Origin of the sequence: Rohdeia mirabilis, assembly GCA_007750655.1 — a bacterium.
In the GTDB taxonomy this organism is placed as follows: Bacteria; Planctomycetota; UBA1135; order UBA1135.
Window position 1 is genome coordinate 664,692 of record CP036290.1, and the last position, 16,568, is coordinate 681,259.

12 protein-coding genes are annotated in these 16,568 nt (G+C 71.0%); 6 read left to right on the forward strand and 6 right to left on the reverse strand.

Annotation, left to right across the window (positions count from 1 at the left end):
* The first annotated feature begins 53 nt into the window (after nt 1–53).
* The 5 genes from pepN to Pla163_RS18615 all read left to right on the forward strand — a co-directional run bounded on the left by pepN (nt 54) and on the right by Pla163_RS18615 (nt 4,342).
* A complete protein-coding gene (pepN, locus tag Pla163_RS02440) occupies nt 54–2,681 on the forward strand; it encodes an aminopeptidase N (protein ID WP_145183030.1) in 2,628 nt (875 codons plus the stop codon).
* Nucleotides 2,682–2,698: 17 nt separating this feature from the next.
* Nucleotides 2,699–3,388, forward strand: a complete 690-nt coding sequence (locus Pla163_RS02445) for an FkbM family methyltransferase (protein ID WP_419186228.1) — start codon at nt 2,699–2,701, stop codon at nt 3,386–3,388.
* Nucleotides 3,389–3,424: 36 nt separating this feature from the next.
* The gene (locus tag Pla163_RS18610) at nt 3,425–3,577 is read left to right on the forward strand and encodes a hypothetical protein (RefSeq protein ID WP_419186229.1); all 153 of its coding nucleotides are present in this window, start codon (nt 3,425–3,427) and stop codon (nt 3,575–3,577) included.
* Nucleotides 3,578–3,767: 190 nt separating this feature from the next.
* Complete coding sequence (locus Pla163_RS02450; protein ID WP_145183036.1) at nt 3,768–3,977, forward strand: hypothetical protein; 210 nt, start codon at nt 3,768–3,770, stop codon at nt 3,975–3,977.
* Between the two features lie 197 nt (nt 3,978–4,174).
* A complete protein-coding gene (locus Pla163_RS18615) occupies nt 4,175–4,342 on the forward strand; it encodes a hypothetical protein (RefSeq protein WP_419186230.1) in 168 nt (55 codons plus the stop codon).
* Between the two features lie 38 nt (nt 4,343–4,380).
* Here the strand turns inward: Pla163_RS18615 and Pla163_RS02455 are convergent, their stop codons facing one another.
* The 3 genes from Pla163_RS02455 to Pla163_RS02465 form a co-directional block, all read right to left on the reverse strand.
* On the reverse strand, nt 4,381–5,796 hold the full coding sequence (locus Pla163_RS02455; RefSeq protein ID WP_145183039.1) for a right-handed parallel beta-helix repeat-containing protein: 1,416 nt from the start codon (nt 5,794–5,796) through the stop codon (nt 4,381–4,383).
* Nucleotides 5,797–5,977: 181 nt separating this feature from the next.
* A complete protein-coding gene (locus Pla163_RS02460) occupies nt 5,978–7,324 on the reverse strand; it encodes a right-handed parallel beta-helix repeat-containing protein (RefSeq protein ID WP_145183042.1) in 1,347 nt (448 codons plus the stop codon).
* A gap of 120 nt (nt 7,325–7,444) precedes the next feature.
* Nucleotides 7,445–9,097: an alpha/beta hydrolase-fold protein gene (locus Pla163_RS02465; protein WP_145183045.1), complete on the reverse strand. Its 1,653-nt coding sequence runs from the start codon at nt 9,095–9,097 to the stop codon at nt 7,445–7,447.
* Between the two features lie 147 nt (nt 9,098–9,244).
* Here Pla163_RS02465 and Pla163_RS02470 point away from each other — a divergent pair, with 147 nt between their 5' ends.
* On the forward strand, nt 9,245–10,786 hold the full coding sequence (locus Pla163_RS02470) for a hypothetical protein (RefSeq protein ID WP_145183047.1): 1,542 nt from the start codon (nt 9,245–9,247) through the stop codon (nt 10,784–10,786).
* A 33-nt stretch (nt 10,787–10,819) separates the two neighbouring features.
* Here the strand turns inward: Pla163_RS02470 and Pla163_RS02475 are convergent, their stop codons facing one another.
* The 3 genes from Pla163_RS02475 to Pla163_RS02485 all read right to left on the reverse strand — a co-directional run bounded on the left by Pla163_RS02475 (nt 10,820) and on the right by Pla163_RS02485 (nt 16,556).
* Nucleotides 10,820–11,461, reverse strand: coding sequence for a hypothetical protein (locus tag Pla163_RS02475; RefSeq protein ID WP_145183050.1), 642 nt, complete (start codon nt 11,459–11,461; stop codon nt 10,820–10,822).
* A 71-nt stretch (nt 11,462–11,532) separates the two neighbouring features.
* Entirely contained in the window at nt 11,533–13,014 is a 1,482-nt protein-coding gene (locus Pla163_RS02480; protein ID WP_145183053.1) for a DUF1501 domain-containing protein, read from the reverse strand.
* A gap of 11 nt (nt 13,015–13,025) precedes the next feature.
* Nucleotides 13,026–16,556 (reverse strand): PSD1 and planctomycete cytochrome C domain-containing protein, encoded by a 3,531-nt coding sequence (locus Pla163_RS02485; RefSeq protein ID WP_145183056.1) that lies wholly within the window; start codon nt 16,554–16,556, stop codon nt 13,026–13,028.
* Nucleotides 16,557–16,568: the final 12 nt, after the last annotated feature.

Sequence of the window (16,568 nt, forward strand, 5' to 3'; positions counted from 1 at the left end):
TACGGTCACGCGCTATCCTGGTCGCCTTCCGAAACCCTCAGCTCGAGCCTTCGATGACCACCGCCCAAGAGACCGCGCCGCAGCCCGTCTTCCGCAAGGACTACCGCGTCCCGAACTACTTGATCGACACCGTCGACCTCGAGTTCGACCTGGGCGAGGAGGTGACGGAGGTGCGCGCCCGCATGCGCGTGCGCCGCAACCCCGCGGGCGAGGCGGGGGCGCCGCTCGAGCTCGACGGCGAAGGCCTCGTGACTCGGTCCGTGGCGATCGACGGGCGGCGGCTCGAAGGGGCGGAGTACGTCGAGAGCGACGTCTCCCTCGCGATCGCCGGTGTGCCCGACGCGTTCGAACTGACGACCGTGGTGCACATCGAACCGCAGAAGAACTTCGAGCTCTCCGGCCTCTACAAGTCGTCGGGCAACTTCTGCACCCAGTGCGAGGCCCAGGGCTTCCGGCGCATCACCTGGTTCCTCGACCGACCGGACGTGATGGCGCGCTACACGACGACCATCACGGCCGAGCGCGAGCGCTATCCGATCCTCCTCTCGAACGGCAACCGCGTCGCGAACCACGATCTCGGCGACGGCCGCCAACGCGTCAAGTGGGAGGATCCGTGGCCCAAGCCCAGCTACCTGTTCGCGCTCGTCGCCGGCAACCTCGCGTGCCACGCGGGACGCTTCACGACGATGAGCGGCCGCAACGTCGCCCTCGAGATCTGGGTCGAGCCCCAGAACATCGACAAGTGCGAGCACGCCCTCGTATCGCTGCAGAAGTCGATGAAGTGGGACGAGGAGCGCTTCGGTCGCGAGTACGACCTCGACGTCTACATGATCGTCGCTGTCGGCGACTTCAACATGGGCGCGATGGAGAACAAGGGACTCAACGTCTTCAACTCCAAGTTCGTGCTGGCGCGCCCCGAGACCGCCACCGACGCCGACTTCGAAGCCGTCGAGGCGGTCATCGGTCACGAGTACTTCCACAACTGGACCGGCAACCGCGTCACCTGTCGCGACTGGTTCCAGTTGACGCTGAAGGAGGGTCTGACCGTCTACCGCGACCAGCAGTTCACGGCCGACATGACGTCCTACGGCGTCAAGCGCATCGACGACGTGCGCGGCCTGCGCGCGGCGCAGTTCCCCGAGGACGCGGGCCCGATGTCCCACCCGATCCGGCCCGAGTCCTACATCGCGATGGACAACTTCTACACGGCGACCGTGTACGAGAAGGGGGCGCAGGTGATCGCGATGTACGCGACGCTGCTCGGGAAGGACGGCTTCCGCAAGGGGATGAACCTGTACTTCGAGCGCCACGACGGACAGGCCGTCACCTGCGACGACTTCCGCGTCGCGATGGCGGATGCGAACGACCGCGACTTCGGTCAGTTCGAGCGCTGGTACCTGCAGGCGGGGACGCCGCGGCTGGCCGTGACTGCCGAGCGCGACGGCGACGCCCTCCTCATGACGTTCGAGCAGAAGGCGCCGCGTGGGCAGGAGCACTTCGAACCCATGCACGTGCCGGTGCGGTTCGCGGTGATCGGGCGCGACGGTGCGCGCGTGGAACTGCGCTGTGATGGCGTCGCGCAGGAAGCCGACGAGACGGTCCTCGAACTGACGGAGCTGAAGAGCACCTACCGTTTCGAAGACGTTCCCGCCGGCGCCGTGCCTTCGGTGCTGCGCGACTTCTCGGCGCCGGTCGAGCTCGAGTTCGCCCAGTCCGACGAGGAGCTGGCGTTCCTCTACGCCCACGACGACGACGACTTCAACCGCTGGGACGCCGGCCAGCGCCTGTTCGGTGCGGCGATCCTGGCCGCGGCCGAAGCGGGCACCGAAGCCGTGCCGACGCCCGAGCAGAGTGCGGCCTTCGGTCAGGTGCTCGGCGACGCGCGACTCGACGGCTCGATGAAGGCGCTGCTGCTCGTGATGCCCGGTGAGTCGGTGCTGGCGCAGAAGATGGAGGTCATCCAGCCCGACCACCTGCACACCGCGCGCACCACGTTCCGCCGCGCGCTGGCCCTCGCGAACTGGGACGTGCTGCTCGCCGCCTACCGCGCGAGTCGTCCGACCGGCGCCTACACGCACTCGCAGGAAGAAGTGCACCGCCGCGCCCTGAACGGGACGCTGCTCGCCTACATCTGTGCGAGTGGCCGCGACGAAGCGATCGCCCTCGCCTGGGAGCACTTCGACGCGGCCGACAACATGACCGACATGCAGATGGGCCTCGCCTGTCTGTGCGAGATCGACGCGCCCGAACGTCAGCGCGCGCTGGATGCGTTCCACGCGCAGTGGCACACGGATCCGCTCGTGCTCGACAAGTGGTTCACGGTGCAGTCCTCGAGTCAGTTGCCCGGCGCTCCGGCGCGTGTGCGTGAACTGGTCGCGCGCGACGACTTCGACGTCAAGAACCCGAACCGCGCCCGCTCGGTCGTGCACGTCTTCGCGGCCGGCAATACCACCGGGTTCCACGACCCGAGCGGTGACGGCTACCGTTTCGTGGCCGACCACGTGCTCGCGATCGGCGCCTTCAACCCGCAAGTGGCCTCGCGCCTCGCGAAGACCTTCAACCAGTGGAAGCGCTACGACCCGACGCGCCGCGAACTGATGAAGGCCGAGCTCGAGCGCATCAAGGCCACCAACGGCATCTCGAAGGACGTGTTCGAGGTCGTCACCTCGGCGCTCGCCTGAGCGCGGGCGCGCCGCCAGTGCGTTCGCTCAAGGCTCCCTACAAGGACTGGCGGCGCCGCCGCGCCCTCGAGCGCGGCGGCGTGCGTCCGGACCTCGTGGTTCCGGAGGCGATCGCGCTCGGTGAACGCTCGGGCACCTGGGTCTTCGATCCGCGCGGGCTCGGCGCGCACTCGATCGTGTACTCGGGCGGCGTGGGGGACAACGTCGCCTGGGACCTGGCGGTGATCGAGCGCTTCGGCGTCACCGTCCACGCCTTCGACCCGACGCCGCGCAGCGTCGCGTGGCTCGCACGGCAGGCGTTGCCCGAGCGGTTCGTGCACCACGCGCGCGGTCTGGCGGGCGCGGACGGCGAGCGCCGTTTCGAGGCGCCGGCGAAGGAGCGCTCGGCGAACTACACGCTCGCCGTCGATGGAACAGGCGACGGGCCGCTCTTGCCCGTCGCGCGGCTCGCGACCGTCGCGCGCGAGCTCGGCCACGCGCGCATCGACCTGCTCAAGCTCGACGTCGAGGGCGCGGAGTACGAGGTGCTGGCCGACGCCCTCGAGCACGGGCCCGAGTTCGACCAATTGCTCGTCGAGTTCCACCACGGCGAGGGGCCGTGGCGCCTCGAGCACACGCTTCGCGCCGTCGCCGCCCTGCGCGCGAACGGCCTGCGCCTCTTCCACGTCTCGCGGCGCGGGCTCGAGCTCTCGTTCGTCCGCGCTTGATCCGCTCAGCGTCTCCGCTCGCACCGAACAGGCCCCATGGACCAGATCCTCTCGCTCGGAACGCTCGTCGGCATCGTCGCCGTCGGCCTCGTGATCCTCGGCGGCGTCAGGTACACGCGCCGCGAAGAGACGGATCGCACGCGCCGCGGCGACGCTTTCGGCGAGGGGGCCGAGGGTGACGACGACTGAGGGAGCGGGGCGCCTCACGGGGCATTCAGGCGAGGTCCGGGGTCGATTGAGGGCGCCAGCGTTGATCCGGGACCTCGGATCGGTTGGGGTCGTTCGCGAAACGGAGCGCCGATCGGCGCCCTGATGGGGCGGATCGACGCTCGTCGTCGCCGCGCCCGCACCTCGAACTCCCTCCCCGACGACACGAACGATGAAGATCGCAGCTTCCCTCCTGCTCGCCCTCGGTGGCGTGCTCCTGCTTCCCGCCTGCACCAAGGAAGAGCCGGCCGACAAGGCGGCCGACATGGTGAACGACGCCGCCGACGCGGTCGGTGACGCCGCCGACGACGCCGCCGACGCAGCAGGCGACGCGGTCGACGACGCCAGTGATGCCATCGAGGACGCGACCGACGGCAAGTGACTCGGCCATCGCCGGTGGAGCCGTGCCCGTTCGGGTGCGACTCGCACCGCGCGCGACGCCCCCGACTCCGTTCCGCTCATCAGCGGTTCGGGGTCGGGGGCGTCTCGCGTCGTCGGCCGCTCGCGACGCGTTCGGCGGGCTTCTGCTAGCCTCGGACGAGCGCCTGCTCGACGCTTCTTTCGACCCCGGCCCGCACCATGAGTCCTCTCGTCCAGATCGGTCTCGCCATCGGCGTGATCGTCATCGTCCTCCTTCTTCTCGGCACCGTTCGCATGCGCGGTTCGAAGGGCGGCGGGCGTTCGTCCTCGTCGAAGTCCGACGGTGAGATGCGCGGGAACGAGGGCCCCGACAATGAGATCAGTTGAGAGTGAAATCAGCTGAGGGGCAGATCAGCTGAGGCCGACTAGAGGTTCGGGTCGAGCACCGTCAACACCGACCCCGCACCGACCACCAGCTCGAACGTCGGCGGCACGACGAAGATCGGCTGGGTGAAGAGCGACAGGCCCTGGCTGGCCGCGATGCCGAGGTTGACCGACACGATCACCTGCTTGGCGCCGCTGAACGGCAGGAAACCCGGGTACAGCAGCGCGGTGGAAGCGACGTCGATCAGGATCGTTCCACCGAGGAACGGATCGAGGAAGAGCGTCGGAGCGGTCGAGATGCCGAGCACCGCGTACGAGCCCGGCGTGCCCTTCATGGCGAAGAAGGCCGTGCCGCCGTCGCGCATGGGCGAGACGGCCAGGTGCGAGAACGCGTCGCCGGCGAAAGTCGCCACGGAGACGGACATGACGTCGAAGATCGGGCCGGCCTGTCCGAACGAGCACGACGCCCCTGGGTAGGGCGCTCCGCCCGCACCCGGCGTCAACGTGCAGTCGCGCAGCTGGACGTCGCCCGGTCCGGGATCGCCGTAGGCTTGGCCGATGGCGGCTCCACCCGATCCGCCATCGCCGCAGGACCAGCCGACGAAGATGTCGAAGTCCTCACCTCCCATGCCGCCGATGCCGCCCGCGATCGTGCAGCCCGAGCACATGGTCTCGCCCGAGAACACCTGCAGTCCGATGCCGCCGTCGCCACCGCTCCAAGGTGCATCGTCGTCGGCCACCGAGCCGCCGTTCCCGCCCTTGATCGCGCACTGGTAGAGGGCCACGCTCGAGGCGCGAACGTAGACGCCCGGTCCGCCATTGCCGTGGATTCCGACGAGCGGCAGGTAGTCGGCGCCCAGGCCACCCGTGATCGTGCAGCGGTTGAAGACGACGCGTGCGCTCGTCGCGATCTCGGCTCCGGCGTAGCCGTTGGGGTGCGGATCCGGATCGGTGAACGTTCCGTCGCCCTGGGCACCCGTCATCTTGCAGTCCTCGATCCACACGTCGCCGGCGCACGACTTGATCTGGAGACCGGCTTCGTTCGCGTTCACGATCTTCAGGCCGCGCAACGTCGCGCGCTTGCCCGCGGACAGCTGGCGGATCGACGGGCCGCCGTTGCAGGTGACCGTGCCCGTTCCACCGCTCGTGTCGGCGACGATGTCGATGCCCTTGTCGAAGAGGACGAAGGCGCTGTAGGTACCGGGCTTGACCAGGAGCGTCTCACCGTCGGTCGCCGCGGCGACGGCTGCCGGCAGGTCGAGGAAGTTGACGCCCACGCCACCGTCGTCGTCCACGACGAGGACGTTCGAGTCGACCATCGCGGACGGGGCGGCGACGGCCGTGCCGCAGAGGTGGACGGCGACCGCGGACGTGAGCACCGTCGTGAGCACCCTCTCGAGAACGGTCACGAGGTGCAGCGGGCGGGTGGACGACGGCGTGGAGGTGCGGTAGCGCATCACTCGAACTCCTGGTTGGTGCACGATCGGTGGGCCGTGTGCTGGCGATTCGGCGCGGCCGCACCCGTCTCGAGGACGGTGGTGCGCTCCGCGGATCGACCGCTCCAACCGTAGCCTCGCCGCCCCGAAACGGGGTGACGATCGGTTCAGACCCCAGAGCCGATTCCGCGGCCGCGAGGGTTCAAAGATTCGGGTCGAGGATCGTCAACCACGAACCGCTCCCGACCGTCAGCGAGAGCGTGCTGGCGACGAAGAGCGCCGGCTGCGTGTGGACCGTCAGCGCGGTGCCCGGTGCGACCGCGACGCCTCCGGGCCAGGTGCTCGTGAGCGCGCCGTCGAGGCCCACGAAGCCCGGGAACAGCACGAAGGCGTTCGCGTCGAGCACGAGCGAGCCGTTGAAGTCGGGCACGAACAGGTCGGCGGGCCCGGCGGCGACGCCCAACACCACGAAGGCGCCGGGCTCGCCGCCGATCGTGAACGTGATCGGCTGACCGGCGCGCACGGGCGAGGCGGCGCGGTGGCTGACGGGCTGACCGACGAGTCCGTCGATCGAGCCGAACACCAGCGCCGTGGAGTTCCCAGGTGAACCGGCCGGGCAGGTGGGCGGATCGAAGCCCGGTCCGGGTGCTCCCGGCGAGAACGTGCACGCGAGCAGCCGCACGTCGACGGGCCCGGTCGCCGGTGCGTGCTGGCCCAACGCGTCGCCGCCGTCGCCGCCCGCACCGCAGGTCGCCGGCGTCCCCGGGACCAGTCCGCCGATGCCGCCGACGCCACCCTCGAAGCGGCAGTCCGACGCCATGGCGTAGCCGGCGTCGAGCGCGAGTCCGAGTCCGCCCGTACCACCGTCGTCGGCCACGAGTGCGCTCGCCACCGAGCCGCCGTCGCCGCCGATGAACACGCACTCGTAGCTCGTCACGCGCGTGCCGACCGCGTCCACGCCATCGCCGCCGTCACCGCGCGTCGAGAAAACGGGTGCGAAGTCTGCGCCGTCGCCGCCCTCGAACGTGCAGCGCATGAAGATGGCGCTCGCGCAGTCCTCGACCGACGTGCCCGCGTGACCGTCGGGGTGGAAGGTGGGGGAGCCCAGGAATCCGTCGCCCTGGTCGCCGCGCACCACGCAGGCCTCGAGCCACACGATTCCGGCGCAGTCGGTCAACTCGAGCGCGCTGCCTCCCGTTCCGACGATCCGCAGTCCGCGCAGGGACGCGCTCCGTCCGGCGGGGAGGTCGCGCACGGCGCTGCTGCCGAGGACGATCGAAGCCCCGTCGATGTCGGCCGCGATCGACACGCTCTTGCCGACCAGTTCGAACCCGCTGTAGAGGCCTGGGCGGACCAGCACCAGGTCGCCGTCGACGGCCGCGTTGAGTGCGGGCTGCACGTCGACGAAGTCGGTGCCCTGTCCACCGTCGTCGTCCACGACCCACACGCGGTCGGCGGCAGCGGTGGTGGCGAGGAGCGCGGAGGCGAGCAGCGTCGCGCCGGAGCGCAGGACGGAGCAGCCGAAGATCGAGAGTGTGTCGGTGCGCATGGCTGAGTCGGATGGGAGACGACGTGGACGGCCGGCGTCAAGGTACTCCTCCGTCATCAAGCGCGCTTCGCCGCTCCGTCAAGCCATCCCGCGCCCCTCACGACGCCCGAACCGAAGGCGTCAGTCGTCCTCCCAGGGCATCTTCTCGGGCTCGGGGATCGCCGGCGGCATCTCTTCCACGCGCCGGGCGATCGTCGCGAGCATGTCCTGGTAGCCGGCGCCGTGCAGCGAGTGCCCCATGCCCGGAACCACCTCGACGACCATGTGCTCGAGCAGTCCGGCGGCCTCGGCCAGGCCCTTGAAACGTTCGACGGCGCCTTCGAGGTAGAAGTTGTCCATCTCGCCCGCGTAGATGCGGATCTTGCCGGTCAGCACGTCCTCGAGCTCGTCCCAGTCGTTCAACAGACGCAGCGAGATGTCGAAGTTGCGCCAGGTGCGCGCGACCGCGTGGTCGATCACGCCGGTCTCCACGTCGAACACGCGCTGCGGCAGGCCGTTCTCGTCCAGTTGGCTGAACGTGCCCTCGAACGAGCGGATCTGACCGCCGGGGTTGAGCACGTGCTCGCGCCGCACGAACTCCTCGTAGGTCAGCATGATCTCGTCGCCGCGGCGCGCGAGCGGGCGCGGCTGGCCGTTCTCGTCCACGTACATGTTGCGCGGCGTCTTCTCGTCGATCGGCTCGTACAGGTCGATGCCCTGGAAGTCGTGGAAGTCGATCGGGTCGGGGACGTGGCTCCAGCAGCCCTGGAACTGCAGCGGGTAGGCCACCTGCAGCCACAGCGACGACCAGCCGCCCGAGCTCACGCCCGTGACGTAGCGGTGCCGCAGGTCACCGCCGCCGAACCGGGCCTCGAGCGCGGGGACCATCTCGCGCACCAGCATGTCGCCCCACGGGCCGATGCTGAACGAGTTGCAGAAGACCGAGTGGCCGAAGCGGTTGGACGCGTCGGGCACCACGACGATGCAGTCGGCGAGGACGCTGCCTTCGCGGGCGCGACGCTCCCAGCCGCGGATGTCGTCCGCCGTGCCGCCGAATCCGGTCACGCTGTAGACCACCGGATAGACCTTCTCGGGGTCGTGATTCAGCGGCAACAGGACGCCGGCGCGCACCGTGTACTCGAAGCCCCAGAACGCGCTGAGCAGCGGACTGGTCATCTCGAACAGCTTGATGCGCTCGGTCTCCTCGAAAGGTTCGGCCGCCACGACGGTGTCGAGCACGAGGCGCAGCGCTCCCGTCGCATCCGGGCGGTGGACGGCCTTCGCCACCGCGCTGTGGACGTCGCCCGCGTCGAGTCCGGCTTCGCGACCGGTGGTGCTGCGGCGCGCGACCGCTTGCACGTTCCACTGGCCGGGCGACGGTGCGGCGGCGCTGTCGGTCGCATCGGTCGCGCCGGGCGCCGGGAGGTTCCAGTCGAAGTCGGCCCAATCCTTCGGGAAGCTCGCCAGCGCGTCCTCCTGGCGCAGGATCAGCGGTTCGGCACCGGCTTCGACGTCGACCGCGAAGCGCAGCATCGGCGGCGCGCCGAACCACTCGTGCATGACCTGGCGCGGCTCGCCGCGGCGACCCGGCTGGGTGATCGCGACGATGACGTCGCCTTCGAACCCTTCGGGGAAGACCGTGGCGTCGAAGACCAGTTCGAAGGTCCCGATCTCGGCGGCCGGCGCGTCCTGGACGGGAGCGCTCGCAGCGGCGGTGAGGGGCGCGGTCCAGGCGACCGCGAGGAGGGCGAACGGGAGGGCGCCGAGGGGCGCGTGGCGAAGGTTCGTGGACATGGGCGAGAGGGTACCCGACCCCTGCTGCCCTCGACCCTCGCGGCCGAGGACTCCGCCGCGGCGGACCGCGCCCCGATCGAGGCGGACGCTCACCGAACGGGGACCGTAGGCTGGCGCCGCCGGCACGCGCGAGCGGGCCCGACCTCGATGCACGCCCACACCCGCTCGCCGAACCGCACGGACGTCCTCGTCGCCGCGCTCGTGGCGCTGGGCGTCCTCTTCGTGTACCTCGCGACGATCCAGGACCAACTGTGGGGCGACGGTCCGCACCTGTTGCGGTTGCTCGACTGGGAGCAGCGCCCCTGGTGGCGAGCCTGGCCGCACTGGCTGCACACGCCGTTGGCCGAGTGCTTCGGCGCCAGCGGTCCGTTCCGACTGCCGCACGACAACTACGTGCTCGCTTCGGCCGTGCCCGCGGCCGTCGGTTGCGGCGCCGTGTTCACCGCCGCGCGCCTGGTCGGCGCCGGTCGGGCGGCGGCGGTCGCGGCGGCGCTGTTGGTGGGACTCGCGCCGGTCCTGTGGCTGTTCGCAACGGTGCTCGAGGTGCACGCGACGCACTTCGGCGTCGTGGCGGTCGCCATCGCCGCGAGTCTGTGGGCCGCACCGCGCACCGGGCCGCGCGCCTTCCTCGCCGTGCACGCGGGACTGTTCCTCGTGGTGGCCGCGTCGCACCTGACCGCGTTGACGTTGGTGCCGATCTGGGCGCTGCTCGGGTGGTTCGCCCGTTGGCGCGGCGCCGCGGACCGCGAGCCCGTCCGCGCTGCGACCCTGGTGCGCGCGTGCCTGCCGCACGGCCTGCTCGCGTGCCTCGGGTTCGCCGCCGCGATGGGCGTGGCCCAGCTCGTCTTCTACCGCTTCGCCACCGACGACGCGGAGGCCGTCTCGAACATCGCCGAGATGATCGCGGACAGCGTCGAGCCGATCAGTTGGGCCTACCTGAGGGACGACTGGGTCGAGCCGCTGGCGTGGTTGCTCCCGCCGTTGCTGTTCGCGCTGGCCGGTCTGCTCGTGCCGTCGTCGCGCGCGCGGCTCACGAGCGACGCTCGCGGTTGGTGGCTCGTCACGTTCCTCGGCGGTGCGCCGCTGTTCGTGTTCTACGCGCTGTGGGCGCTGCCGAACGACGGCGGCTACGCGGCGGGTTGGTTGCCCTTCGCCGGCGTGGCGGCCGCGTTGGTCCCGGGCCTGTTCGGATCGGCCGTGGCCGCGCGAGTGGTCGCGTTCGCCGCGCTCGTGCTGGTCGGGCTACAGGCCCTCGCCGGCTGGAGCGAGGTGCACGCGAACGCCGAGCGTTTCGAAGCCTTCGACGGGCCGCAGCGCGTCGCGGCCTTCCGCAGCGCGCTCGGCGAGGGCGGTGGACTCGTGCTCGAGGTCGACATGCTCAACCGACCGCTCGGGTGGGACATCGACGGCGTCGAGACGATCGACCTGGTGCTCGAACTGCGCGGGCTGTCGGACGAAGCGATGCGCGCGCGGGTGATCGAGCTGCTCGAGACGCGCGTGCGCCGCCACGTGGGACCGGTGCTGGTCGACACGCGCTACCGCGACCTGGTCGGCGCCGGCGGACCCTTCGAGGACCTGATCGCGATGTTCGAGAGCGAGGTCCTCGAGCGCTTCGACTTCGTGCGTCGGCCGGGGCACGGATGGCCGCTGGTCGAGCTCGTGCCGCGCGCCGCGGACCCGGACGAGTAGGTCGACCGCGGGACGTCGATCGAGCGCCGGCCGTCAGAAGTCCAAGGTCGGCGGTGCGCAGGCGGTCTCCGCTCCGAGCGCGCGTCGCAGCCCGGGGTAGATGCGAGCGCCAAGGACGTTGACCGCGAGCTCGGCGAAGCCCTCGTCACCGAGGGCCGCACGCAGTCGCGCCACCGTTGCAGCGTCCGCGTTCTGGCCACCGACGACCTGGGTCGCGTAGGCGTGCACGAGGCGCAGGTCCGGCGGCAGTCGCTCGGGATCCTCGAGGACCTGGCGCAGGAGGGACCGCTCGACCCCGGCCTCGACCGCCATCCGCAGCGTCAGTTGGGTGCACTGGCCGCAGTCGTCCGCGAGCAGCGCGCCGACGAGCCCGACGTAGTGCGCGTCGAGCGGCAGGTGGACGCGGTGCTCCGACAGCTCCATGGAGGAGGCGAAGGCGCCGAACGCATCCGGCGACAGGTCGAGCAACTGCTCCAGGTAACCGACGTCGTACGCGTACCGTCGACCGAAGTCCTCGAGCCACGCACGGGTCTCGGCCTCGGAGGGAGCTGCGACGGCCTCGGCCGGTCCTACGACCGGCTCTTCGGTCGGCTCTTCGACCGCGGTCGAGTTCGATGCACAGGAGGCGAGCAGGAGCGGCAGGGCCAGGAGCGACGGACGGAGGCGAAGTTCCATGCGCAGAGTGTCGCTCGGTCACGCGCCCGTTCCAACGCCGTGGCCCCACGCGCCGCCGGACGAGGGCCGACTCACGCGAGCAGCGCCCGCACCACCTCGCCGTGCACGTCCGTCAGGCGGAAGTCGCGGCCCTGGTGGCGGAAGGTCAACTTCTCGTGGTCGACGCCGAGCAGGTGCAGCAGCGTCGCGTTCAGGTCGTGGACGTGCACCGGGTCGCGCGTGACGTTGTAGGAGAAGTCACAGGTCTCGCCGTGCACGACGCCGCCCTTCACGCCACCTCCCGCGAGCCACATCGAGAAGCAGCGCGGGTGGTGGTCGCGGCCGTAGTTCGCCTCGCTCAAGGGGCCTTGGCAGTAGACGGTGCGTCCGAACTCGCCGCCCCAGACCACGAGCGTGTCGTCGAGCATGCCGCGCTGCTTCAGGTCCTGCACCAGGGCCCACGCTGGCTGGTCGACGTCGCGACACTGATTGGGCAGGTCCTTCGGCAGGTCGGAGTGCTGGTCCCAGCCGCGGTGGAAGATCTGCACCATCGGCACGCCGCGTTCGGCCAGGCGCCGCGCGAGCAGACACGAGGCGGCGAACGTGCCGGGCTTCTTCGCGTCGGGGCCGTAGAGCTCGAACACGGACTCCGGTTCGCTCGACACGTCGGTCAACTCGGGCACGGACGTCTGCATGCGGAAGGCCAGTTCGTAGGCCTCGATGCGCGCGCGCGTCTCCGGATCGCCGACCGCGTCCGCCGTGCGACCGTTCAGCTTCGCCAACGCGTCGAGCACGAGCCGCCGCCGCGCGCGGTCCACGCCGGGCGGATCCGACAGGTACAGCACCGGATCGCCCGCGGCCCGCAGGCCGACGCCCTGGTGCTGCGAAGGCAGGAAGCCCGAGCCCCACAGCCGCGAGAACAGTGCCTGCGCCTCCTGCCGACCGGTCCAACTGGCCTGCATGACGACGAAGGCCGGCAGGTCCTCGTTGGGCGAACCGAGACCGTAGGACAGCCACGATCCCAGGCTCGGACGCCCCGGTTGTTCGTGGCCGGTCTGGATGAACGTGATGCCCGGGTCGTGGTTGATCGACTCGGTGAACATCGAGCGCACGATCGCGATGTCGTCGACCATCTTCGCCGTGTGGGGCAGCAGTTCGCTGACCCAGGCGCCGCTCTCGCCGTGCTGGTCGAACGCGAAACGCGACGGTGCGATCGGAAAGCGCGCCTGACCCGACGTCATGGTCGTGAAGCGCTGGCCCGCGACGACCGAATCGGGCAGATCGGTGTCGTACAGGTCGAGCAGGCCCGGCTTGTGGTCGAACGTCTCGAGCTGGCTCGGCGCGCCCGACATGAAGAGCCAGATGATGCGCTTGGCCTTCGGCGCGAAGTGCGGCGCGAGCTGGCGCACGGCCCGTTCGGCGCTCGCCGCGCCACCGACCCGCGGAGCGGCGCCCGGGCCGAGCCGAGCCAGCGCGGCGCCGCCCAGGGTCGCCAGCGAACCGCGCAGCAGCGCGCGCCGCGAACGGGCGGTCAACAGGTCGCGGACGGGAGAGGGGAGGGACGGATCGTTCATGGCCACGGCGGTCACTCGAGGTTCAAGGTGGCGTCGAGGTTGAGGACCGTCTGGGCCACCAGCGTCAGTGCGGCCAACGTCAGCGTGTCCTCGGCGCTCGCCATCGGCGCCGGCGATGCACCGACGTCGAGCAGGGCCTCGGCGGCACCGGGTTCCGCAGCGAACGACGCGCGCGCGGCCTCGAAGAGCGCGGCGAGGGCGTCCGCTTCGAACGGCTCGGGCGCGCGGGCGAGACACCGGAGCACGATCCGCTCGACCGCGTGCGCGCCGCCGACCTCGCTGAACGCCAGCGCCGCCAGCGCGCGCGCCGCCTCCACGTGCTGTTCGTCGTTGAGCAGCACCAGCGCCTGCAGCGGCGTGTTCGTGCGCTCGCGCAGCACGACGCAGAACTCGCGACTCGGCGCGTCGAGCAGCGTCATCGCCGGCGGCGCCGACGTGCGCTTCCAGTAGGTGTAGAGCGAACGGCGGTAGAGGTCGTCGCCGTCGCCGCGCGCGAAATCGGCCGTGTTCGAGCTCGGATAGGCCACTTCGCGCCACAGACCGGGCGGCTGGTACGGCTTCACGCTCGGCCCGCCGACCGACTCGACCAACAGGCCGCTCGCGAACAGCGCCTGGTCGCGCAGCACCTCGGCGTCGAGGCGGAAGCGCGGCCCGCGCGCGAGCCACGCGTTCTTCGGATCCGCCTGCCAGGTCGCGGGCGTCGCGTCCGAACGCTGGCGCCAGGTGCCGGAGCACAGGATCGTGCGGTGCAGCCAACGCAGGTCCCAGCCGTGCGCCATGAACTCGCACGCCAACCAGTCGAGCAGCTCGGGATGCGTCGGCCAGGCGCCCTGCACGCCGAAGTCGTCGGGCGTCGTCACCAGTCCGCGGCCGAAGTGCTGTTGCCAGACTCGGTTCACGGCCACGCGCGCCGTCAGCGGGTTCCGGTCGCTCGCGATCCAGCGCGCGAGGCCCAGGCGGTTGCGCGGCGCGCCCTCGGGCAGCCTGCCGAACAGCGCGGGCACGTCCGACACCACCGCGCCGCCGGGGTGGTCGTACTGGCCGCGCACGAGGATGCGCGTCGCGACCGGCTCGGCGCGGTCGCGCAGGATCAACGTGTGGGGGACCGACGCCTCGAGTTGCTCGAGGTCGCGCTGCATCTCTGCCAGCAGCGTGCGCCGTTCGCCCCATTCGGACGACGCGGACGCGCGGTAGTGGTCGCGCAACGCCGTGCGCGCGTCGTCGTCGAGATCGTCGGCGCGGGTCTCGAGGAGAAGAGCGATCGCCGTCGGGGGGAGCGCGCCGCGCACGTCGAGGACCTCCATCCCGAACGCGAACCCGCCGGCGCGGTTGACGACCTTGCACAGGAGCTCGTGCTCGCCGCCGCCCAGGTACAGCTCGACCTCGTCCTGTCGCGGCGCGTAGCTGCGGGCCACGTCGCGGGCGAGCACTTCGGCCCCGTCGAGCCACACGCGCAGACCGTCGTCGCTCCCGAACGCGAGGCGCAGGCGCACGTCCTCGCGCGCGGTGAGCGTCCGGCGCAGATAGACCGCGGCGTTGTCGCCCGCGAAGTCCGCGCGCGCGCCGTCGGCCAGCTCCAGCGGCTCGAACGAGACGGCGGTGCGCGGGCCGCCCGGATCGGGACCGAGGTCGGTGTCGAAGGGGTGCCCGCCGTCCGCGGCGGTGAGCGGCGGCGTCGCGAGCCAGGTGCCGAACGTGAGCGGGTGCAGCGCGATCGACGACGTGCCCGACAGGCGCACGGCGCTCGGGAAGTGGCGCGCGTGGGCGCTGCGCATCTCGAGCACCAGCCGGAACGCACCCGGCGGCGCCGCGTCGGCGAGCCGCAGGCGCACCGCGTGGCGCGCGTCGACCGCTCCGGACAGTGCCCAGGCGCTCTGCGGATCGTCGTCGAGCAGACCGTCGGCGCCGTAGTCGGGCTGTTCGTAGTCGGGCTCGGCCAGGTCGAGCTCGACCGCGTTCCAGGTCGCGCCGTCGAAGCGCTCGAGCAGCGCCGTGCTGATCGCGATGTTGCCGTGGTCCGCGCGCCCGACCTTGCCGTTCGCGCTGCCCGGCAGGACCTCGAGCCGCAGACCGCGCAGGGCGTCCGCCGCGCGTGCATCGGCGCCCCACTCGAAAGGCAGCGTGTACGAACCGAACTCGGCGTGCGGTCCGGTGGCTTCGAGCGCACCGTCCGCGCGCGGCGTGAAGACCACAGGATCCTCGACGCTCGACGGTTCGGCCGCGGGCGCGTCGATCGCGAGCGGCGTCCACAGCTCGGCCAGTGCAGCGCGCCGCTCCTCCTCCCACGTGCGCTGTTCGCGGTCCCAGGTGCGGTTCGGCGCCGCGAGCTCGCGTTCGAGCCCCGCGATCAGCTCGCGCCGTTGTTCGAGATCGGCCTCGAGTTCGGCGCTGGGCACCGCGAGCGTCGGCGCCGGCGTCGGCCCGTTCTCGTCCGACGCCTTGCCCTCCACGTCGTCGAAGAACGAGTACAGCGCGTAGTACTCCTCCATCGAGAACGGGTCGTACTTGTGGTCGTGGCACTTCGCGCAGCCGAGCGTCAGACCGAGGAAGACGGTCGACGTGGTGTCGACGCGGTCCCAGGCGTACTTCGCGAGGTACTCCTCGTCGATCAGTCCACCCTCGGCCGTGGTCGGGTTGCAGCGGTTGAAGCCCGTGGCCACGAGTTGCGACCGCGTCGGTTCGGGCAACAGGTCGCCCGCCAGTTGTTCCACCACGAACCGGTCGTAGGGCATGTTGCTGGCGAAGGCCTCGATCACCCAGTCGCGCCAGGGCCAGATCGAGCGGTGGTTGTCGAGGTGCAGGCCGTGCGTGTCGCCGTAGCGCGCCGCGTCGAGCCATTGCCGCGTCATGTGCTCGGCGTGGCGCGGGTGTTCGAGCAGTTCGTCGACCGCGCGCTCGTACCAGTCGTCGCGCTCGTCGGCGAGCACGCGTTCCAAGAGGTCGAGCGGCGCCGGCAGTCCCCACAGCGTCAGGCACAGTCGCCGCACCAAGGTGGCGCGGTCCGCTTCCGGGCGCGGCTCAAGGTCGCGACCTTCGAGTGCGGCGCGCACGAACGCGTCGACGGCGCCTGTGCCTTCGCTGGCGTCGGGCACGCTCGGCTCCACCGGTGCCACGTAGGCCCAGTGCGGCTCGTACTCCGCGCCCTGGGCGATCCAGCGTTCGAGGACGTCGATCTCGTCCGCGGAGAGCGGCGCACCGTGGCCCGTGGGGGGCATGACGTCGACGCCGTCGCCGCCGCGCACGCGCGCGATCAGCTCGCTCGCCTCCGGTTCACCGGGCGCGATCACGCGGAACAGGCCGCGCTCGGCCACCGCGTCCTCGCGCAGGTCGAGGCGCAGTTCGGCCTCGCGCGTGCCAGAGTCCGGTCCGTGGCAGACGAAGCAGCGGTTCGACAGGATCGGCTGGACGTCGCGCGCGAAGCGCACCGCACCTTCGTCGCCGTGCGTCGCGCCGGCACAGGAGAACGCCGCGGCGACCAGGGCCGGCGCGGCGCCGAGGAGAGGGAGGAGGGCGGAGAAGGGGCGGTGTCGAGGAGCGATCACCGCCCCAATCTA